Below are 19281 nucleotides of genomic sequence, written 5' to 3' on the forward strand. Positions count from 1 at the left end.
AGAGCCGGCGCATCGACAATCAGCTGCGTGGCCGTTCAGGCCGCCAGGGCGACCCCGGCCAGTCGAAATTCTTCCTGTCGCTGCAGGACGATTTGATGCGCATCTTCCCGGTCGAGGGCATGAACTCCATGCTCGAAAAGCTCGGGCTCGAAGACGGCGAAGCCATTTCCCATCCCTGGGTCACCAAGGCCCTCGAGCGGGCCCAGGCCAAGGTCGAGGCGCGCAACTTCGACATCCGCAAGAACATCCTCAAATTCGACGATGTGATGAACGATCAGCGCAAGGTGATCTTCGAGCAGCGGCTCGAATTGATGGACGACGACGATGTGTCCGATACCGTCACCGATATGCGCCACGACGTCGTGCAGTCGATCGTCGCCCGCGCCATTCCCGACCGCTCCTATCCCGAGCAGTGGGACACCGAACAGCTGACCAATGCCGCCCGCACCTATCTTGGCGTTGACGCCCCGGCCGCCGCCTGGGCCGAAGAGGAAGGCATCGACGTCGAAACCGTCACCGAACGCCTCACCGATCTCGCCGACAGCCACATCGCGGCGAAAGCCGCGCGGTTCACCCCCGACATCATGCGCCAGATCGAGAAATCTGTCCTGCTGCAATCGATCGACGGGCTATGGCGCGAGCATCTGGTCACCCTCGATCATCTGAGCAAGGTGGTGAACTGGCGCAGCCTCGCCCAGCGCGACCCGCTCAACGAATACAAGCAGGAAGCCTATGAGCTGTTCCAGGCCATGCTGGGCAATCTGCGCGAGCTGGTGACCACCCAGATCAGCCATGTGGAACTGCAGATTCGCCAGCCAGAGCCGCCGCCGGCCCCGGATATGAGCAAGCTGACCGAAACCCATATCGACCCCCTGACCGGGGAGAATGATGCGGCCGGCGATGCTGCGGCGGGTCGTGACGGCCTGCCCCCGGTCGACCCCAAGCTGCTGGTTGGCGTTTCCCGCAATGCGCCGTGCCCCTGCGGCTCGGGCAAGAAGTTCAAGCATTGCCACGGCGCCTTCGCCTGAGGCGGGGGCGGTGACCAATCTGCTTGGCAGCGATTGGATCACCCTTGATGGACGGCTGGAGGCCATCGAGTTCGATGGCTTTGCCGACGACCGTTCGCCGGTCGAGCTGGCAAAGCTGGTGCTCAGCGCCTATTCACGTCCCGGCGACTGGGTTCTGGACCCCTTTGCCGGGCTTGGCACGGGCCTGATCACCGCACAGGCCATGGGGCGCCACTGCATCGGTTTTGAACCCAATGCAGCGCGGGCGGACTGGGTGCGTGAAAGGCTCTGGCCGCCCAATCGGATTATCCACGCCCCCATCCAGGAGTTGGACGCACACGCGCTGCCTGACTTTGCGCTGGTCTATACCAGCCCACCCTATCCCACAGTGCATCTGGAAGACGATCCCTGGGGACCGACCTACTTCCAGGATATGGAAGCCATATTTGCCAGCGTCGCCGGCCGTGTCGTGCCCGGCGGCAAGATCGTGGTGGAAGTGTCCAATATCCTGACCGAAGATGGCTTCCGGCCGCTGGTGGGACAGATGGCGGACGCCATTGGCACAGTGTGCCAGCTGGAGCGGGAAGTGGTCCGCATCAACACCTCAGGCTGGCCGGCTGGGCCAGGGGTGCAGCACAGTTCGCTGCTGATTTTCGGGGCCTAGCAGCTCACCCGAATTTCCGCATAGCCGGTCAGCCCCTCGTCGCCGCCCGAGGTCACGGCAATCATGCAGGCGCTGCCGGGCAGCGGCATGGTGCCGCCCGAGGCCACGGAGGTGCCGTCGGCCAGGGTGATATAGCCATTGTCGACGAAGCTGACATTGACGGCGGCTGACTGTCCGCAAATCGGGTAGGTATCGCCTGCAGCCACCAGCAGCCGCATACCGGCGGGCAAGCAGTCTCCACTCTCTGCAGTCGCCTGTGGCGTCGCCGCCGTGGTTGCGGCAGGCAGGGGGACCGTTGCGCTTGCGGAGGCGTTCTCCAGGGTCGCCAGTCGCGCCTGCAGATCGGCCAGCGTCTCGCCGCTACCGCCGCCATTGCGGATGTAGAGATCAAGGCTCACGCGCAGTTCGGCCAGCTCGGTTGAGAGGCGCATGATCTCCTCCTGTCCGCGGCTGTAGATCCAGCCGGAAAAGGCGAAGGCGGCGAAGCCGAAGAGAATGGCGCCGAAGGCGAGCAGGCCCGGCAGGCGGGGGGCATGGTGGGCGGGCTGCGGGTCGAAGTGGCGGACACGTGCGGGGCCATCGCCTGGGGCAGCAACAGCCGGAGCCGCTGCGCTACGTCCGGCTTCCGCCTGGACGGTGCTGGCGTCGGGTTCGGATCTGGCGCTTTCCGGCTGGTCCATCAGGCCTGTCCTTGGTCTGCCTATTCGCAGTCCGCCCTAACTGGGGCAGAACTTTGACCGGCGCAAGGCCCGGTCATCCGTTCAGGGGCGCTGTGCAGAAGGGGTGGGCATGCCGGTGGTGGCCTCGGCCGGGGTCTGTGAACCACCGCCGAAGAGACCGCCAATGCCCGAGCCAATCCCGGAGAAGAAGCTGTTGACCGCGGCCCCGCGCTCGGCAAGGGCTGCCTCCTCGGCGGCCTTGCGCTCGGCCGCCTTCTGGGCAGCGTCGGCCTTATTGGCCAGTTCGGCTTCGTCTGCCTGCAATTTGGCGATGAGGGCCGGATTGCGGTTGGAGGGCGGGCATGTGCCGGCGGCATTGAGCGGACCAGAGCCGGCCGGATTGAAAATATACTGCTTTTCGCAAACGTCCCAGACCGGCGGGGTCCGGGTCATTTCGAAATAGTCGTAGCCTTCCTTGATGTCCTTCCAGAAATCCAAATGCGGGCTCGATGCATGCCGGGCCAGATTGGCCGTGGTCATGCGGAAGGGAAAGATCTGCAGCTGGAAGCTGGAATTGCCACCCTTGAAGGTCTCGCGGGCCAGGGCATAGATTTCGGCGATGCCGGCATCGGTCATGGCATAGCAGCCGCGCGAGGAGCAGTCGCCATGCACCATCAGGTCGCTGCCGGTGCGGCCGTGAACGCGGTCGAACTTGTTGGGAAAGCCGGTATTGAAGGCCAGATAGTAGTTGGAGCGCGGATTCATCAGGCCCGGCGTAATGGTGTAGAAACCCTCGGGACTCTGGCGGTCGCCTTCCTTGAACTTGGGACCCAAATCGCCCGAATAGGCGCAAATCTCATAGGTCTTGAACAGACGGTAGCTGCCGGAACTGGTTTTCTTCCAGACCTCAAGGACGGATTCTTCCTTGAAGATGCGTACCAGCATGCCCTCGCCGGGTGACGAGCCCATATTGCGCAGGCCCTGAACGACACCACCCGCAAGCGGAATATTATGGCGGTTGTCGCCACCCTTGACGAAGTTGGAACAGGCCGCCAGGCCGATGCTCAGCCAAAGCAGGATGACGATGGCGCCGAGGCGATGAAAAAAGGTGGCAGTCAAGAAAGTCCAGCCCGTCACTAAAAAAGCCCGGCATGCGGGCACACCTGACGCAGTATGCGCGTCGGCGGTGAAGGAAGCCTTTACCATGAGCGCGATGCTGGCGGAAGCTGGGGCCGATCACGCCAATGTGTGAGACGCTCCAGCGCTGCCTTGCAGCAGCGCTGTGACTTGCGCCTCAACGAGAGCACGTTTGACCTAAAGGTTTGTCCCGATGGCCAGGAATTTTTCGCGGCGGTGTTCGCGGGTTTCCAGGCGCGATTTGCCGGCAAAGTCCTTGAGGAAGGCGGCCACAGCGGCCCGGGTGGAGTCCATGATGGTGCCGTGATGGCGGTGCGCGCCGCCGGCGGGCTCGGGAATGATGGCGTCGATGACGCCAAAGCCGAGCAGATCCTGGGCAGTGATTTTCTGGGCGGTGGCCATGTCCTGCGCCTTGGCCGCGTCGCGGAACAGGATCGAGGCGCCGGCTTCGGGCGAAATCACCGAATAGATGGCGTTTTCCAGCATGAGGACGCGATTGGCCGTGGCGATGGCAATGGCGCCGCCCGAGCCGCCCTCACCAATGATGATGGCGATATTGGGCACGCCCAGTTCCAGGCTCTTTTCAGTGGAGCGGGCGATGGCCTCGGCCTGGCCGCGCTCTTCGGCGCCAATGCCTGGATAGGCGCCGGAAGTATCGACGAAGGATATGACCGGAATGGAGAAGCGGTCAGCCATCTCCATGATGCGGACAGCCTTGCGGTAGCCCTCGGGATTGGCCATGCCGAAATTGTGCTTGAGGCGGGTCTCGGTGGAATTGCCCTTCTCCTGGCCGAGTACGGCTACGGGGGTGCCGTTGAAGCGCCCGAAACCGGCCTGGAGGGCGGCGTCCTCGCCGAATTTGCGGTCGCCGGCCAAAGGGGTCCATTCAGTGATCAGCGAGCGCACATAGTCGGAGAAATGCGGGCGCTGCGGGTGGCGCGCCACCTGGGTCTTCTGCCAAGGTGTGAGCTTGCGATAGATTTCGACCAGCGCCTCGTCAGCGCGGGCGGACAGCCGGTTCACCTCTTCATCAATGGACACGGCCTGGTCGGTCTGTGCCAGCGATTTCAGTTCGGCGATCTTGGCTTCGAGATCGGCGACCGGCTTTTCAAAATCGAGATAAGACTGCATCCCACCGCCCAAAAGGGTCATTGTTCTGGCAACAGGCTCGACGGCCCATGCGACATGGCCCGCTGCTCTTGCGCCCTAAAGTGGCCGGAAAGTGGCGAGGGAGCAATGGCAAGTCAAGCTTTGGGCGCGAAATGGTTGGGATTTCGTTTGCCAGGCTCAGCCATTGGCCAGCGGATGGTGGCTTTCCACCAGACTCCGCAGCTTCTCGTCGAGCACATGGGTGTAGATCTGGGTTGTGGAAATATCGGCATGGCCGAGCAGCATCTGCACAACACGCAGATCGGCGCCGCCGGCCAGAAGATGACTGGCAAAGGCATGACGCAGTACGTGGGGGGCGACGCGGGCGCTTGAAATGCCGGCACGGGCGGCAAGGGATTTGAGGTCACGCGCGAAGACCTGGCGGGAAAGGTGCCCGTCTTCGCCCTTGGCGGGGAAAAGGAAGGGGCCTGGCTCGAGCGTGGTGAGCCAGTGGCGCACAGCGTCGCGAGCGCGGTCATTCATGGGCACGACGCGATCCTTGTTGCCCTTGCCGGTGACGGTGATAAAGGCGGCGTCGCGCATCACGGCGGCGCGTTTCAGGCTCACCAGTTCGGAAACGCGCAGGCCCGTGGCGTAGAGCATTTCGAGCAGGACGTAGAGTCGCTGTGCGGCGATCTGCTTTTGCGGGCTGGCGGGTGTGTTGGCCTCGGTTTCCGCCAAACTCAGCAGCCGGTCGACCTCGGCCACGGAAAGGACCTTGGGCAAGGCGCGGCGGGATTTGGGACTGGCGACGATGCGCGTGGGATCGTCACTGCGCAGGCCGTCGGCGCAGAGGAATTTGTGAAACTGGCGAATGGCCGACAGGCGCCGGGCGCTGGAAGAGGCCGAAAGGCCCTCGGTCTTGAGGTCATCGAGCCAGGCGGTGACGGTGTCGCGCGTGGCGCTGAGCAGGGTCTGGTTCTGCGCCGAAACAAATGCGGCGTAGTGGGTGAGGTCGCGGCGATAGGCTTCTATCGTATTGGCCGCCGCACCGCGTTCGGCACTCATCATCTCGAGAAAGCTGGCGATCAGGTGCTGGCCGCTCATTGGCCAGAACTGGGCTCGGAGGTGACATTGGGCTGGGGCAGGCTGGTGCCCGGGCGCCCCGCCTCGGTTTCACCGAGCAGTTCGCGCGTGGGAATGCGCTGGCTGACCTCCTTGGGGGTCGGTTCGACAAAGGTGACCAGCGCGAACATGCCGGCATAGACCAGGCCCGCCAGAAAAATCAGGATGATGAGAAGGCGGATCAGGGAGGGCATGAAAGGTCCTTCTGGGCCGGAACGGGCAAAGTCTATGCGGAAAAGGTTGCGGTTGTGTTGTTCTCCAGTCTCGCCGAAACAGGACCTGACGATCAACCGGGGCGGTGCCATGCTTGACAGGCCGGGCCCGGACCGGTTGATAGCGGCGATGATCGGAGGGCGCGGCAGGTGAGCAAGAGCGATGGCGGTGGACGGCAGGGCCGGGCCCGGGCTTTGGCCGCCAGGCTCGATGGCCGCCCCCTGGTGCTGGTTGGCATGATGGGGGCAGGCAAGACCACGGTCGGCCGGCGTCTGGCCAGCCGTCTGGGCCGCCAGTTCATCGATAGCGACGAGGAAATCGAGCGCGCGGCGCAGATGAGCATCCCTGAAATCTTTGAACAGCGTGGGGAAGGGGAATTCCGCGCCGGCGAGATGCGGGTGATTGCGCGCCTGCTCAAGGAGAAGGACATCGTGCTGGCCACCGGGGGCGGTGCCTTCGTCAATCCCGATACAAGGGCGCTGGTGAAGGCGGAGGCGGTGTCTGTGTGGCTCAAGGCCGATCTCGACGTGCTGTTCGAGAGGGTCTCGCGCCGCTCCAACCGCCCCCTGCTCAAGACGGCCGATCCCAAGGGCACGCTCGAAAAGCTGATTGCGGACCGCTATCCCCTCTATCAGGAGGCGGACATCACTGTGATCAGCCGCGATGTGCCGCAAGATCAGGTGGCCGGCGACGTGATCGGGGCGCTGCTCGACCATTTCAGGAAACAACAGGCTTAGCATCATGGCGCAGATCGACCACATAGTTCACGTCGCGCTGGGCGAACGCGCCTATGACATTCTCATCGGCCCGAAGCTGATCGATGAGGCGGGCGCAATCCTCGCAGAAAAATTCCCTGGCCGGCGCTATGGCATCGTCACCGACGAGATGGTCGCGGCGGCGCAATTGCCGCGTCTGGTGGCCGGTCTCGAAGCCGCGGGGCTATCCTATGACGTCATAACTCTGCCGGCCGGTGAGGCCACCAAGAGCTATGCGAGCCTGGAAAAAGTGGTCGAGGGCTTGCTCGCGGCCAGGCTGGAACGCGGCGATCTGGTGATCGCGCTGGGTGGCGGCGTCATTGGCGATCTTGCCGGTTTTGCGGCGTCGGTCACGCGGCGCGGCATGGATTTCGTGCAGGTGCCGACCTCGCTCCTGGCGCAGGTGGATTCTTCGGTGGGCGGCAAGACGGGCATCAACTCGCCGCATGGCAAGAACCTGGTCGGGGCCTTTCATCAGCCCAAATTGGTGCTGGCCGATCTTTCCGCGCTCGATACGCTGGAACCGCGCCAATTCGCCGCCGGCTATGCCGAGGTGGTCAAATATGGGCTGATCGACGATCCGGAATTCTTCGAGTGGCTGGAGGCCAATCGCGTCGAAATCTTTGCTGGCGGGCCGGCGCGCGGCGAGGCCATTGCCCGCTGCTGCGCCCACAAGGCGCGGGTGGTGATAGCGGACGAGAAGGAAACCGGGGTCCGGGCGCTGCTCAATCTGGGCCACACTTTCGGTCATGCGCTCGAAAAGGACACCGGCTATTCGGATCGGCTGCTGCATGGTGAAGGCGTGGCCATCGGCATGGTGCTGGCGCACGGCTTTTCCAACAGGCTAGGGCTGGCGCCGGGGCAGGATAGCGGCCGGGTGGCGGCGCATTTGCGGGCGGCGGGCCTGCCAACAAAATTGAGCGATATTCCCGGCGAACTCGGCTCGACCGATATGCTGATGGCGGCCATCGCACAGGACAAGAAGGTTTCGCGCGGCGCGCTGACCTTTATCCTCACCCGCGGCATTGGCCAGTCTTTCATCGAAAGGAACGTCGATCCGGCGGCCGTCCATTCGTTCCTGGAGGAGATGCGCCAATCATGAGCATTACCCTGTGGCTGACTTCTGCCGGCATCCTCCTGCTGCTGGCGATGAGCTTTTTCTTTTCCGGTTCGGAAACCGCGCTGACCGCGGCATCACGGGCACGCATGCACCAGCTGGCCCGTTCGGGCGACAAGCGGGCGGTGCTGGTGGAAAGTCTTACCAGCGAGAAGGAAAGGCTGATCGGGGCGATTCTGCTGGGCAACAATATCGTCAACATTCTCGCCTCGACGCTGGCAGCCAGCGTGCTCATTGCCCTGTTCGGCGAGGCGGGCATCGCCTATGCCACCATTGCCATGACGGCGGCGGTGGTGGTGTTTTCCGAGGTGCTGCCCAAGACGCTGGCGCTGATGCGGCCCGACGGATTTGCGCTTACCGTCTCGCCGGTAATCCGCGTGGTGGTGATTGTCTTTGCGCCAGTGACCCTGGCGGTGCAGGCCATCGTCAATGCCATTCTGAGGCTCTTCGGGCTCGATGCAAGCAATGTCAGCGCCATTTCGGGGCATGATGAAATCCGTGGCACCTTGGACCTGCTGCATTCGGAAGGTGAAGTGGTCAAGGATGATCGCGACATGCTGGGCGGCCTGCTCGATCTGCGGGACCTCGTGGTCAGCGACGTGATGGTGCACCGCACCCAGATGCTGGCGCTCGACGCCACCATGAGCGCGGACGAACTGGTCAAGGCGGTGCTGGACAGCGCCTATACCCGCATCCCCCTGTATCAGGGCGAGACCGACGATATTGTCGGCATCGTCCACGCCAAGGATGTACTCCGGGCGCTGATGGCGGTGGATGGCGATGCCTCCCGCGTCGATATCCGGCAGATCATGAGCAAACCCTGGTTCATCCCGCAGTCGACCCCGGTCCAGGTACAGCTCTCGGCTTTTCTGAAGCGCCATTCGCATATGGCGCTGGTGCTGGACGAATATGGGGTGCTCGAGGGCCTGGTGACACTCGAAGACATCATCGAGGAAATCGTTGGTGACATTTCGGACGAGCATGACGAGCCGGACGACGAGGCCGTGTTTGGCATCGACAAGCAGGCCGATGGCAGTTTCGTTGTTGATGCGAGCATCGCGATCCGCGATATCAACCGGCTGCTCGACTGGGATCTACCGGACGAGCATGCCAATACGGTCGCCGGCATCGTCATCAATGCAGCCAAGCTCATTCCGGAGCCCGGACACCAGGTCGAGGCGCACGGCTTTTCGTTCCTGGTCCTGGAGCGGGACCGGCAGCGCGTGTCGAAAGTGCGGATCACCCCACAGGCGGAGGGTGGCCAAGCTTCGCAGGATTGACTATATGGCTTGGGCCGGTAGCACCTCGATGGCGAGGGCATGCACACCGGCCTTCAATTCATCGTCAAGCGCCGCCATTACCGCACGGTGTTGCGCAACACGGCTGAGCCCGTCAAAATTGCGGGTCGCGATTCTGACACGAAAATGGGTTTCACCGCCCTCACGCCATCCGGCATGTCCGTGGTGAGACTCGGATTCATCGATCACCTCCAAGTGGAGGGGAGCAAATTTTTCGCTGAGCTTGGCGTGGATCGTGTCCCTCATGGACATGGTGTCGGCTCCAATAACTGATTGAAGACACAACTAGGCACAATGAAACTGCAATCCAAGCTCTTCGATTCCATTCGCGTTCGACCCCGGCGGGAGGAAAAGCCCGAACCGGTGACGGTCAAGTGTGACTGGGAGGGGTGTGAGGCAACCGGAGAGTTCAAGGCGCCCAAGGGTGTGCGCTCGGAAGGCGAGTATCACAATTTCTGCCTTGAGCATGTGCGGCACTACAACAAGGCTTTCAACTATTTCGCCGGCATGAGCCCGGAAGAGCTGGATGAGGCCCTGCATACCCCGCCCAAGGCCGAATCGCGTTCCAGCTTTGCCACCGGTAATCCCGGTGCGGCGCGGGCTGCGGGGCGCAATGCGGCCAAGCCAGGCGATAAATATGGCGACCCGTTCGGTGTGTTTGCGCGCTATCGCTACCAGCAGTCCAAACGGCCGGCGACGGAGCGGGTGAAGCCGCTCAACGAGCCGGACCGGCGCGCGCTGGAGACCCTGGGCTTCACCAAGCATGCCAAATCCGACGAGATCAAGCGGGCCTATAAGGACCTGGTCAAAAAGCACCATCCAGACGTCAATGGCGGTGACGCGTCGTCGGAAGAACGCCTGCGCTCGGTCATCGCGGCCTATACGCACTTGAAGAAACAGGGTTTCGTGGTGCGATAGCGGCAGATCTGACAACGGCCAGTCACCCCACCCTCATTCCCTCCCCATCAAGGGGAGGGAATGAGGGTGGGGGTCTTTCGGCATCCCAGCTTCGCCAAGGCAAGGCTACCCGCACCGTCACATTGCTGCTATAGAGCCACCGCTTCGATGAATTTTCTTCTGCAGTTCCAAGAGCCCGACCATGACTGAATTCACCAATCTGCCTGACACCGAATACAAGGCGCGGGATCTGTTCGGGATCGACACCGACATGGTGGTCAAGGGCTACAAGGACCGGACTGATCACGTGCCGCCGATCGATCCGGATTATCTCTTCGACCGGAACACCACGCTCGCGATCCTGGCCGGCTTTGCCTATAACCGCCGCGTCATGGTGCAGGGCTATCACGGCACCGGCAAATCCACCCATATCGAGCAGGTCGCGGCGCGCCTCAACTGGCCGCTGGTCCGCGTTAACCTCGATAGCCATGTGAGCCGCATTGACCTCGTCGGCAAGGACGCGATCGTCCTCAAGGACGGCAAGCAGATCACCGAGTTCCGAGACGGCATCCTGCCCTGGGCGGTGCAGAACAATGTGGCTCTGGTCTTTGACGAATATGATGCCGGCCGTCCGGATGTGATGTTCGTGATCCAGCGCGTGCTGGAACAATCGGGCCGGTTGACGCTGCTCGACCAGAACCGCGTGATCATTCCGCACCCGGCTTTCCGCCTGTTCTCGACCACCAACACGATCGGCCTTGGCGATACGTCGGGCCTCTATCACGGTACCCAGCAGATCAACCAGGGTCAGATGGACCGCTGGAGCATTGTCACGACGCTCAACTACCTGCCGCATGACAAGGAAGTCGGCATCGTTCTGGCCAAGAACAAGAGCTATGCCGAGACCGAAAAGGGCAAGAAGCAGATCGCCAATATGGTGCGTCTGGCCGATCTTACCCGTTCGGCCTTCATCAATGGCGATATCTCCACGGTCATGTCGCCGCGTGGTGTCATCACCTGGGCCGAAAACGCTGTCATTTTCGGCGGTGATATCGGCTTTGCCTTCCGCCTGACCTTCCTCAACAAATGCGACGAGCTTGAGCGCCCGGTGGTGGCTGAGTTCTACCAGCGCGTGTTCGGTGAAGACCTGCCGGAAAGCTCCGCCAATCTGGCGGTGATGGCGTAAGGCCAAAGGCCCTCCTCACCCGCCGCTACGCGGCGACCTCTCCCCCAAAGGGAGAGATGAAGTGGGCACCGAGCGCGCCGCCACCTTACCTCTCCCTTGTGGGGGAGAGGTCGGCCCAACGGGCCGGGTGAGGGGGCCTTGTTCCTTCTCCGGCCAGAATCGAATTGACGACAATGGCACAACCCCCGCGCAGCAAGCCCAACAAACCCGACCAGACCCAGGCCTTCAAATCGGCCATGGGCGCGACGGTGCGTGCGATCGGTGCCAAGCCGGACCTTGAGGTCAGCTTCACTGCCGACCGGCCGCTGCTCACCTCGGACAAGGCGCGGCTGGCCAATCTGCCGCGCCTGCCGACCAAGCGCGACATCGCCATTGCCCGCGGGCAGGGCGACGCCATGGCCATGCGCCTCGCCAGCCACGATCCGGAAGCCCATCGCAAGCGTTCGCCCATGGATCCGCAGGCCCGCGCCGCCTTCGATGCGCTCGAACAGGCGCGGGTGGAATCGCTTGGGTGCATCCGCATGCCGGGCATGGTGGGCAATATCCACGAAATGCTGGAAGACCGGCTGTTCCGGGCCAATTTCGCCGAGGTTGACGACAAGGGCGATGCGCCCCTGGCCGAGGCCTTGGGGCTGATGCTGCGCGAAAAGCTCGCCGGCGTGGATGTGCCGCCTTCGGGCCATGCACTGGTTGATCTCTGGCGCAAGGAGATCGAGGCCAAGGCGGGTAGCTCGCTCGAGGAACTGCTGGGCACCTATGAGGACCAGGAGACCTTCTCCCGGGCCGCTCGCAAGGTACTGCGCGACCTCAACCTGATCGCTGAGAGCGACATGGAGGACCCTTCCGAGAGCGACGAGGACGCCGGCGAGGATAGCCAGCCCGAACAGGCGCAAGGCTCCGACCAGTCGCCCGAGCAGGGCGAGGGCGAGAACGAGCAGGCTGATAGCGACGAGGACCAGCAGGCCGGCGAGAGCGAGGACACCGGTGACGTCGAAGGCATGGAAGCCGATATGGCCGATGCCGACGAGGATGCCGAGGCCGAAGCGGGCGAGGACGCGCCGATGCCCCCGCCAGCCAAGGATGGCGGCGAGCGGCTCTCCAACCAGTTCAACTACAAAGTCTTCACGCAGAAATATGATGAGATCGTCAAGGCGGCCGAACTGTGCCCGCCCGATGAGCTCGACCAGTTGCGTGCGCTGCTCGACAAGCAGCTTGAAAACCTGGCCGGTGCGGTGGCGCGGCTGGCCAATAAGCTGCAGCGGCGCCTGATGGCCAAGCAGAACCGGAGTTGGCAATTCGACCTCGAAGAAGGCCTGCTCGATACCGCGCGCCTCACCCGCGTCGTCACCGATCCGCTGCAGGCGCTAAGCTTCAAGGTCGAGAACGACACCGACTTCCGCGACACCGTCGTGACGCTGCTGATCGATAATTCCGGCTCGATGCGTGGCCGACCGATCACCATTGCGGCGATCTGCGGCGATATTCTCGCGCGCACGCTGGAGCGGTGCGGGGTGAAGGTGGAGATACTGGGGTTCACCACCCGGGCCTGGAAGGGCGGCAAGAGCCGCGAGGCCTGGCTCGAAGCCAATCGCCCGCCCAATCCGGGCCGGGTCAACGATATCCGCCACATCATCTACAAGGCCGCCGACGAGCCCTGGCGCCACGCCCGGCGCAATCTGGGGCTGATGATGCGCGAGGGCCTGCTCAAGGAGAACATTGACGGCGAGGCGCTCGAATGGGCGCGCAAGCGGTTGATGGCCCGGCCCGAGCAGCGCCGCATCATGATGGTGATTTCCGATGGTGCGCCGGTCGATGACTCGACGCAGTCGGTCAATGCCGGCAATTACCTTGAGGCTCATCTGCGGCAGGTGATCGAGGATATCGAGACGCGCTCGCCCATCCAGCTGGTGGCCGTGGGTATAGGGCACGACGTGACACGCTATTATCGGCGTGCCGTGACCCTGCTCGATGCCGAGGAACTGGCCGGGGCGTTGACCGACGAATTGGCGGCCTTGTTCGATGAGGAAATGCCAGCCCAGACCAGGAGGCGCGCCAGGGGATGATGCTGCGGGCCATTCTCGCCGCCGCGCTGCTGGTCCCGGCCCTGCCGGCGGGGGCGGTGGAGTTGATGGTGAGTGCCGCGCCGGTGACCCGGTTCAAGGGTGTGGAACTGGACCAGCCGGTCGATCGCCTGATCTTCCGCGGCGGCCTGACGCTGCAAAGTCCGGTCGATACCTTTGGTGGGCTGTCCAGCGTGACGGTGACCGGCCCCGACCAGCGCATCGCCTTCATCACGGATCGGGGCAATTTCATCGCCGGGCAGCTGGCCTATGACCAGGCCGACCGACTGATCGGGCTGATCGGTGTCACTATCGAACCGATGCAGAATTCGGCGGGCGCGCCCTTGCCGCGCCAATTTGCGCGGGACGCAGAGGGCATGGATACGATCTGGCGGGATGGCGCGCCGGCTGCGGTGCGGGTGGGTTTCGAGCATCTGACGCGCGTGGCCGATTTCGCCGTCACCGATGGCCGGCCGGGCGGTGCGGCGCGCGAGGTCAACATTCCGCAATGGCTGACCGATCTCAGGACCAATGAAAGCCTGGAGGCGGTCTGTATCGCGCCGCCAGCCTCGCCCATTGCCGGCTCCACGCTGTTGCTGGCCGAAGAGGCGCTGGATGCGAAGGGTAACCACCGGGGTGAATTGCTGGGCGTCAATGACAAGGGGCCGATCGGATTTGTCAATTCGCCGATCGTCAATCCGACCGATTGCAAGTTCCTGCCCAATGGCGACCTGTTGGTGCTGGAGCGGGGCGTGTCGCTGTTTGCCTTCGTGATGCATTTGCGCCGCGTTCCAGCGGCGGAGGTGCGGCCGGGCAATCTGATGGCCGGCGAATTGCTGCTTTCGGCCCAGGGCGGCGAGATCGACAATATGGAAAGCCTGATGGTGCATGAGACACCGGGCGGCGAGACCCGGATCTTCATCGGCTCGGACAATAATTTCAACGATTGGCAGCGGACCCTGGTGCTGGAATTCGCGCTACCAGAGTAATTCTTGATCGAGGTCAAGGCGATCCGGGCACGCCGGGCGATCATTGGGCATGGGTGCAGGAGTTGGGCCATGCCGCATTTCGTCCATATCGACATTGCCGCCGACGACCCGGAACGGGCGGCCAAATTCTATGCGGCTGTCTTCGACTGGCCCGTTACCAGGCTTGAGGGCCCGGTGCCGTACTGGTTGCTCGGCACCGGGCAGGATGGCACCGGGATTGGCGGGGGCATAGCCAAACGGGAGCGGTCCTGGCAGTCGATGACGCCAACAATCGAAGTGGCTTCTGCGGATGACTATGCCGAGAAGGTTACCAAGGGCGGCGGCTCGATCATTGTGCCCAAGACCAATATTCCGGGCGTCGGCCAATTGGTGACCTGCCGGGACCCGGATGGCAATGTGTTTGCCATCCTGGAACCCGCTCCCGAGAACCCCTTTGTCGCGCCGCCAGCGGGTTAGGCCGCTACGGGCATCCGGTTCAGCACCAGGTCGCGCACGGTCTTGTAGGGCGCCAGCAGAGCGACCGCCATCACCAGCTTGACCAGGAAGTCACCCAAGGCCAGGGACTGCCAGAGTTCGACTTCCGGGCCGATGCCGAGCAGCGGGGCGGGGAAGGCGAGGGAGGAGTCTTCCATGCCGAACAGGGCATCGATGCCGGCAAAGGCGGGTGCCATGGCGAGGGTGAAGAAAAGAGCCGTATCCAGGGCCGAGGAGACCAGCGAAGAGAACATGGGGGCGTGCCACCAGGCGCCCTTGCGCAGATGGTGGAAGATCGACACATCCAGAAGCTGCGCAACAAGGAAGGCGCTGCCCGAGGCGATGGCGATCCGCGGGGTCGCCAGCCAGACCGAGAGGATCACGGCGACGACAAAGCCGGCGATCACCACCAGGCGGGTCCGTTGTGGCCCAAAGGCACGGTTGGACAGGTCGGTGACGAGGAAGGCAAACGGGTAGGTGAAGGCGCCCCAGGTCAGGATGTCGCCGATATTGACACCGCCAAGCGTCACGCCGACGGGAAACTGAACCAGGAAGTTGGAGGCGGCGACCACGGCCACCATGGCGGCCACGGCCACCAGAATACGAGACAGCATTTGACTGTTCCTTTGTGTCACCGCGATCCGGCATGAGACCGGTGCGGAATGGTGATGGGACGGATTATCACATCCACCCCTGAGCGTCATGAGCGGAGTGCGCCTCCACTCTCAACATCGCCGCCGTAGCGACAGGACCTCGGTGAAACCCAAGGGTGAGGTGGCGTGTGGGTGATACAGCGCCGACCAAAACAAAACCGCGTGGCAGTTGCCCACCACGCGGTCGAAAACTGGGGCGAAGGGCGCTTAGCCAGCGAGGGCGGCGCGGATTTCCTTCTTGAGACCCTGGGCCAGCGGCGACAGGTCGGCGTCATCCTGCTTGAGCAGGAAGGCGTCCAGGCCACCGCGGTGTTCAACCGTGCGCAGAGCCGAGGTGGCGATCCGCAGCTTGACCGGACGGTTAAGGGCGTCCGAAATCAGGGTGACGTTCACCAGATTGGGGAGAAAGCGGCGGCGGGTGCGGTTGAGGGCGTGCGAAACATTGTTGCCCATCATAACGCCCTTGCCGGTCAGTTCGCAGCGACGTGCCATTGGTCTAGATCCTGTTTGTGTAAAGGTCCTGCGTGGCGGGGAAGTCCGCAACGGGCCTCATTTGTCATGAAATCTGGCGGGTCTTTAGAGAATTGGGACCCATCCGTCAAGCAAAGAGGCCCGACAAAGCGGCGCGAGCGCCTTGCTTGTGCCCAAGCGGGACGGCAATTTGGACCCGAATAGTGATTCGTCCAGCCTGCCCGACGCTTCGCGCGGGCCCGCAGCCGAGAAGACCGCACGTGATCCGAACCACCCTTGCCCTGCTTGCCGCGCTCCTCCCGCTCTCCGCCGCCAACGCTATGGCCGCTCCGGTTGATGCGAAAGCCAGCTATGTGGTGACCGTGGGCGGCATCAATGTGGCCATGGTCGACATCGATCTTGTGGACGACGGAGCGCGCTATGGCCTGGACCTGTCGGCGCGGGTGGCCGGGTTGGGCAGTGTTGTGGCCAGCGGTACGGCTACAGCGCGCGTCTCGGGCACATCGAATGGAGCAAGCCTGCAATCGCGGAGCTTTGCGTTGGAAACCCGCGCCAATGGCGAGGTGTTCACATCCAATGTGGGCTATGAGGGCCGCAATGTCAGCGCCTTCCAGGTGCAGCCGCCCGTGCAGGAAAGCTATGACAGGGTACCGCTGGAGCGCTCCCATCTGACCGGCGTCGGTGATTTTCTCTCGGCCTTCATTCTCAAGGGCGGCGCGCTCAATGCCGGTCTGTGCGACAAGACGCTCAAGATTTTCACCGGAGTCGAGCGTTTCAACATCCGGCTCAGTTTTCTTGATACCGATGAGGCGACCTCGCCGCGGACCGGCTATCAAGGACCGCTGGTGGCCTGTTCGCTGAAATATCAGCCCATTTCGGGCCACTACCAGAGCTCGGAGATGACCAACTATCTGGCCGATACCAGCCGGATGATCCTGTGGTATGCCCCGCTTGGGCAGAGCGGCTATTTCATCCCCTATCGCGTCATTATCGGCACTTCCATGGGCGATCTTTCCATGGTGCTGACCCGCGCCGAGACCTGAGGCCTCGTCCCAATATCGGACGGTCAAAGTCTTTTTTGACAATTTTGCGAAAGCGACACCCCGCATTGCCGCGGCTTGCCGGTTAACGCCGCCTGGAAGAATGCGTGCCCAAGGGTAACGACCCATCAGGGAAGCGGCCGAAGGGGTGTAAATTTACCCAAGCTTCATTGTTCTGAACGGCTTTCCGGCCAGGGCTGCGCAATTTGGCGCGGACTTGTATGTTTCGGTACCAGCACCACCCATGGCTGGTGGTGAACAAAGCCGAATTTGTGATTCAGGCTTGATTCTGTCCCCGTTCGTTCCGGGTTCGATCTGAAGGTTAACGGCCTTGGTGCCGGCCTGCCCGGATTGTCTCGGCTTGAGACGTTCACAGCGTTTCAAGGCTGGTGATGCGCTGGTCGGTATCGATGGTGAAGGCTTGCCGCAGAACCGCCGGGCTGCCCGGAAACGAGCCGGAGACCTCGAAGGTCACGATCGTACGGTTGTGGTCGGCTTCAACGCCCTGAAGGTGATATCGCGGGTGATAGCGTTCTTCGACGCGGCGCAGCCACAGGGCAATGGCGGGCTGGCCATGGTGCCATTCGCCCTCGTCGCGGACCGTGGCATTGGGCGCGAACAAGGTCGCGGCATCGATAGGGTCCGTGCGGCTGAAATATTGCTCCAAGGGTTGGGGGAGGGTTGCGGGGTCGATATCAGACATTCGAGAATGCTCCAGAGCCATATCATTCCCAGATATGCGCGCATCCTGGGACAGAACCTGTCAGTGGCCGTTGTCCCAAACCGGCACGTCAACACGATTTTTTCTCAAGACGCGCCTGAAGGGCCCTGCGCAACAGGGCAGGACGCGGTGAAGACAGAAAAAACTTTGCAGCAAACAGAATTTACCGGCCGTTCAGATTTGACCGGATTTGCCGCTCATTAACTTCGTGGCAAGCAGTGTGAACCGGTCTGGGCACCGATTCCGGGCACGCGGCGGTCAAAACATGCCATTGGCCGCATGCTTGTAGGGAAACGGCCGGCCGCTCCACCACATCTAGATGAGAACAAAGCCGGACTCGCTGATTCTCATCGATTCGGTTCCGTTTCGTTCGGTCTCTGTTCTGGCGGTTAAGCGGTGCGACAGAATTGTGGCGATAGTGTCCTTTGCTGGGACAATCAGCCATTGCCCCTCGCAAGGTGCAAGCGGACCGCTTACATAGGGCGCGATGAGCTTTTCTCCTTCCCATTCGGTCAAGGCCATTCTGGGGCCGACCAATACCGGCAAGACCTATTTCGCCATCGAGCGGATGCTGGCCCATCCTACCGGGATGATTGGCCTGCCGCTGCGCCTTCTGGCGCGCGAGGTCTACACGCGTGTGGTCGAGCGGGTCGGCGAACAAGCCGTCGCGCTGGTCACCGGCGAGGAACGGATTGTTCCGGCCAAGCCGCGCTACTGGGTGGCGACGGTAGAAGCCATGCCCATGGACATTCATGTCGACTGTGTTGCGGTGGACGAAATCCAGACGGCCATCGACTTCGACCGCGGCCATGTGTTCACCGATCGCATTCTGAAGGCCCGAGGGCTGCAGGAGACTTTGCTGCTCGGTTCGGCCACTATGGCCGGGGTGGTGCGCAAGCTCATCCCGCATGCCGAAATCATCGACCGGCCGCGCTTCTCGCAGCTGACTTATGCTGGCTCGAAGAAGATTTCCCGCCAGCCGGCGCGCAGCGCCATCGTCGCCTTCTCGGCCCGCCAGGTCTATGCCATTGCCGAATTGATCCGCCGCGAGCGCGGCGGGGCGGCGGTGGTGATGGGCGCCCTCAGCCCCCGCACCCGCAATGCCCAGGTCGAGCTTTACCAGAATGGCGATGTGGATTTTCTTGTGGCTACCGACGCAATCGGCATGGGGCTCAATCTCGACATCCACCATGTCGCCTTTGCCGACGACACCAAATTCGACGGCCATCAGAGCCGCCCGCTGACGCCTTCCGAACTGGGGCAGATTGCCGGGCGCGCCGGCCGGCACCGGCACAATGGCACCTTCGGGGTGACCGGTGGCACCGAAGGGTTTGACGAAGAGCTGGTCGTGCAGCTTGAGACGCATGACTTCCAGCCGATCAAACAGGTGCAGTGGCGCAATTCGAATCTCAATTTCGGTTCTGTCGAAGCCTTGCGCAATTCGCTTGAGCTGGTGCCGCAGGACAGGACGCTGACCCGGGTGCCGATTGCAACTGATCAGCATGCGCTTGAGTTTCTCATGCGCAATGAGGCCGGGGCGCTGGCGCGCGGCCACGATGCGGTCAAACTGCTCTGGGAATGTTGCCAGATTCCGGACTATCAGGGCATCTCACCAGCGGCGCATGGGGAGATTGTCACTCGTATTTATACGGATTTGAGACGAATTGGATCGGTTCGGGCAGACTGGATTGCCGAGCAGGTCCGGTTTTGCGACAATGCGGAGGGC

The 19281-nt window shown here is 62.7% G+C and carries 21 protein-coding genes; 12 read left to right on the forward strand and 9 right to left on the reverse strand.

Annotated features, from left to right (window positions below; genetic code table 11):
- Together QZ564_RS16180 and QZ564_RS16185 are read left to right on the forward strand one after the other, a co-directional pair.
- Positions 1 to 1028, forward strand: a 1028-nt coding sequence (locus QZ564_RS16180; RefSeq protein ID WP_297112189.1) for an SEC-C metal-binding domain-containing protein, incomplete at its 5' end; no start/stop codon positions are given.
- A gap of 10 nt (positions 1029 to 1038) precedes the next feature.
- A complete protein-coding gene (locus tag QZ564_RS16185) occupies positions 1039 to 1671 on the forward strand; it encodes a DNA methyltransferase (protein ID WP_297112191.1) in 633 nt (210 codons plus the stop codon).
- Here the strand turns inward: QZ564_RS16185 and QZ564_RS16190 are convergent.
- From QZ564_RS16190 to QZ564_RS19225, 5 genes are all read right to left on the reverse strand, one after another.
- Positions 1668 to 2351: a hypothetical protein gene (locus QZ564_RS16190; RefSeq protein ID WP_297112193.1), complete on the reverse strand. Its 684-nt coding sequence runs from the start codon at positions 2349 to 2351 to the stop codon at positions 1668 to 1670. The genes QZ564_RS16185 and QZ564_RS16190 overlap by 4 nt on opposite strands.
- 81 nt (positions 2352 to 2432) lie before the next feature.
- Positions 2433 to 3449: a murein L,D-transpeptidase family protein gene (locus tag QZ564_RS16195; protein WP_297112195.1), complete on the reverse strand. Its 1017-nt coding sequence runs from the start codon at positions 3447 to 3449 to the stop codon at positions 2433 to 2435.
- Positions 3450 to 3644: 195 nt separating this feature from the next.
- A complete protein-coding gene (locus tag QZ564_RS16200) occupies positions 3645 to 4598 on the reverse strand; it encodes an acetyl-CoA carboxylase carboxyltransferase subunit alpha (protein WP_297112197.1) in 954 nt (317 codons plus the stop codon).
- Between the two features lie 156 nt (positions 4599 to 4754).
- Complete coding sequence (xerD, locus tag QZ564_RS16205) at positions 4755 to 5663, reverse strand: site-specific tyrosine recombinase XerD (protein ID WP_297112199.1); 909 nt, start codon at positions 5661 to 5663, stop codon at positions 4755 to 4757.
- Positions 5660 to 5875 (reverse strand): histidine kinase, encoded by a 216-nt coding sequence (locus tag QZ564_RS19225; protein WP_363312373.1) that lies wholly within the window; start codon positions 5873 to 5875, stop codon positions 5660 to 5662. The genes xerD and QZ564_RS19225 overlap by 4 nt, the downstream gene beginning before the upstream one ends.
- Before the next feature lie 168 nt (positions 5876 to 6043).
- Here QZ564_RS19225 and QZ564_RS16215 point away from each other — a divergent pair, with 168 nt between their 5' ends.
- From QZ564_RS16215 to QZ564_RS16225, 3 genes are read left to right on the forward strand one after another with little or no spacing between them, the layout of a single operon-like run.
- Positions 6044 to 6631 (forward strand): shikimate kinase, encoded by a 588-nt coding sequence (locus tag QZ564_RS16215; RefSeq protein ID WP_297112201.1) that lies wholly within the window; start codon positions 6044 to 6046, stop codon positions 6629 to 6631.
- 4 nt (positions 6632 to 6635) lie between these two features.
- Positions 6636 to 7751 (forward strand): 3-dehydroquinate synthase, encoded by a 1116-nt coding sequence (aroB, locus tag QZ564_RS16220; RefSeq protein ID WP_297112203.1) that lies wholly within the window; start codon positions 6636 to 6638, stop codon positions 7749 to 7751.
- Positions 7748 to 9046: an HlyC/CorC family transporter gene (locus QZ564_RS16225; protein ID WP_297112205.1), complete on the forward strand. Its 1299-nt coding sequence runs from the start codon at positions 7748 to 7750 to the stop codon at positions 9044 to 9046. Before aroB ends, QZ564_RS16225 begins: the two co-directional genes overlap by 4 nt.
- On the opposite strand, the gene QZ564_RS16230 is transcribed toward QZ564_RS16225, so the two are convergent.
- Entirely contained in the window at positions 9047 to 9316 is a 270-nt protein-coding gene (locus QZ564_RS16230; RefSeq protein ID WP_297112207.1) for a BolA family protein, read from the reverse strand.
- 42 nt (positions 9317 to 9358) lie between these two features.
- Here QZ564_RS16230 and QZ564_RS16235 point away from each other — a divergent pair, with 42 nt between their 5' ends.
- The 5 genes from QZ564_RS16235 (at position 9359) to QZ564_RS16255 (ending at position 14652) form a co-directional block, all read left to right on the forward strand.
- A complete protein-coding gene (locus QZ564_RS16235) occupies positions 9359 to 9982 on the forward strand; it encodes a DnaJ domain-containing protein (protein ID WP_297112209.1) in 624 nt (207 codons plus the stop codon).
- Positions 9983 to 10163: 181 nt separating this feature from the next.
- Positions 10164 to 11147 carry a cobaltochelatase subunit CobS gene (gene cobS, locus QZ564_RS16240; protein ID WP_297112212.1) on the forward strand — a complete coding sequence of 328 codons (984 nt, stop codon included), beginning with the start codon at positions 10164 to 10166 and terminating at the stop codon, positions 11145 to 11147.
- A 173-nt stretch (positions 11148 to 11320) separates the two neighbouring features.
- Entirely contained in the window at positions 11321 to 13210 is a 1890-nt protein-coding gene (gene cobT / locus QZ564_RS16245) for a cobaltochelatase subunit CobT (protein WP_297112214.1), read from the forward strand.
- A complete protein-coding gene (locus QZ564_RS16250; protein WP_297112216.1) occupies positions 13207 to 14196 on the forward strand; it encodes an esterase-like activity of phytase family protein in 990 nt (329 codons plus the stop codon). Before cobT ends, QZ564_RS16250 begins: the two co-directional genes overlap by 4 nt.
- A gap of 69 nt (positions 14197 to 14265) precedes the next feature.
- The gene (locus tag QZ564_RS16255; protein ID WP_297112218.1) at positions 14266 to 14652 is read left to right on the forward strand and encodes a VOC family protein; all 387 of its coding nucleotides are present in this window, start codon (positions 14266 to 14268) and stop codon (positions 14650 to 14652) included.
- On the opposite strand, the gene QZ564_RS16260 is transcribed toward QZ564_RS16255, so the two are convergent.
- Positions 14649 to 15284 (reverse strand): VUT family protein, encoded by a 636-nt coding sequence (locus tag QZ564_RS16260; protein WP_297112220.1) that lies wholly within the window; start codon positions 15282 to 15284, stop codon positions 14649 to 14651. The genes QZ564_RS16255 and QZ564_RS16260 overlap by 4 nt on opposite strands.
- A 246-nt stretch (positions 15285 to 15530) precedes the next feature.
- Complete coding sequence (gene rpmB / locus QZ564_RS16265; protein WP_297112222.1) at positions 15531 to 15815, reverse strand: 50S ribosomal protein L28; 285 nt, start codon at positions 15813 to 15815, stop codon at positions 15531 to 15533.
- Between the two features lie 239 nt (positions 15816 to 16054).
- Between rpmB and QZ564_RS16270 the strand changes: the two genes are divergently transcribed.
- Positions 16055 to 16837 (forward strand): DUF3108 domain-containing protein, encoded by a 783-nt coding sequence (locus QZ564_RS16270; protein ID WP_297112223.1) that lies wholly within the window; start codon positions 16055 to 16057, stop codon positions 16835 to 16837.
- 367 nt (positions 16838 to 17204) lie between these two features.
- Here the strand turns inward: QZ564_RS16270 and QZ564_RS16275 are convergent, their stop codons facing one another.
- The gene (locus tag QZ564_RS16275) at positions 17205 to 17537 is read right to left on the reverse strand and encodes a nuclear transport factor 2 family protein (protein WP_297112225.1); all 333 of its coding nucleotides are present in this window, start codon (positions 17535 to 17537) and stop codon (positions 17205 to 17207) included.
- A 505-nt stretch (positions 17538 to 18042) separates the two neighbouring features.
- Here QZ564_RS16275 and QZ564_RS16280 point away from each other — a divergent pair.
- Positions 18043 to 19281, forward strand: a 1239-nt coding sequence (locus tag QZ564_RS16280) for a helicase-related protein (RefSeq protein ID WP_297112227.1), incomplete at its 3' end; no start/stop codon positions are given.

Source organism: uncultured Devosia sp. (assembly GCF_913055165.1).
Lineage (GTDB): Bacteria > Pseudomonadota > Alphaproteobacteria > Rhizobiales > Devosiaceae > Devosia.

Bases quoted from the DNA above. Each gene is read 5' to 3' on its own strand.
- QZ564_RS16190 (WP_297112193.1), bottom strand. From the start codon at position 2,351: ATGGACCAGCCGGAAAGCGCCAGATCCGAACCCGACGCCAGCACCGTC.
- QZ564_RS16200 (WP_297112197.1), bottom strand. From the start codon at position 4,598: ATGCAGTCTTATCTCGATTTTGAAAAGCCGGTCGCCGATCTCGAAGCC.
- xerD (WP_297112199.1), bottom strand. From the start codon at position 5,663: ATGAGCGGCCAGCACCTGATCGCCAGCTTTCTCGAGATGATGAGTGCC.
- QZ564_RS19225 (WP_363312373.1), bottom strand. From the start codon at position 5,875: ATGCCCTCCCTGATCCGCCTTCTCATCATCCTGATTTTTCTGGCGGGC.
- aroB (WP_297112203.1), top strand. From the start codon at position 6,636: ATGGCGCAGATCGACCACATAGTTCACGTCGCGCTGGGCGAACGCGCC.
- QZ564_RS16225 (WP_297112205.1), top strand. From the start codon at position 7,748: ATGAGCATTACCCTGTGGCTGACTTCTGCCGGCATCCTCCTGCTGCTG.
- QZ564_RS16230 (WP_297112207.1), bottom strand. From the start codon at position 9,316: ATGTCCATGAGGGACACGATCCACGCCAAGCTCAGCGAAAAATTTGCT.
- QZ564_RS16235 (WP_297112209.1), top strand. From the start codon at position 9,359: ATGAAACTGCAATCCAAGCTCTTCGATTCCATTCGCGTTCGACCCCGG.
- cobS (WP_297112212.1), top strand. From the start codon at position 10,164: ATGACTGAATTCACCAATCTGCCTGACACCGAATACAAGGCGCGGGAT.
- cobT (WP_297112214.1), top strand. From the start codon at position 11,321: ATGGCACAACCCCCGCGCAGCAAGCCCAACAAACCCGACCAGACCCAG.
- QZ564_RS16250 (WP_297112216.1), top strand. From the start codon at position 13,207: ATGATGCTGCGGGCCATTCTCGCCGCCGCGCTGCTGGTCCCGGCCCTG.
- QZ564_RS16255 (WP_297112218.1), top strand. From the start codon at position 14,266: ATGCCGCATTTCGTCCATATCGACATTGCCGCCGACGACCCGGAACGG.
- QZ564_RS16260 (WP_297112220.1), bottom strand. From the start codon at position 15,284: ATGCTGTCTCGTATTCTGGTGGCCGTGGCCGCCATGGTGGCCGTGGTC.
- rpmB (WP_297112222.1), bottom strand. From the start codon at position 15,815: ATGGCACGTCGCTGCGAACTGACCGGCAAGGGCGTTATGATGGGCAAC.
- QZ564_RS16275 (WP_297112225.1), bottom strand. From the start codon at position 17,537: ATGTCTGATATCGACCCCGCAACCCTCCCCCAACCCTTGGAGCAATAT.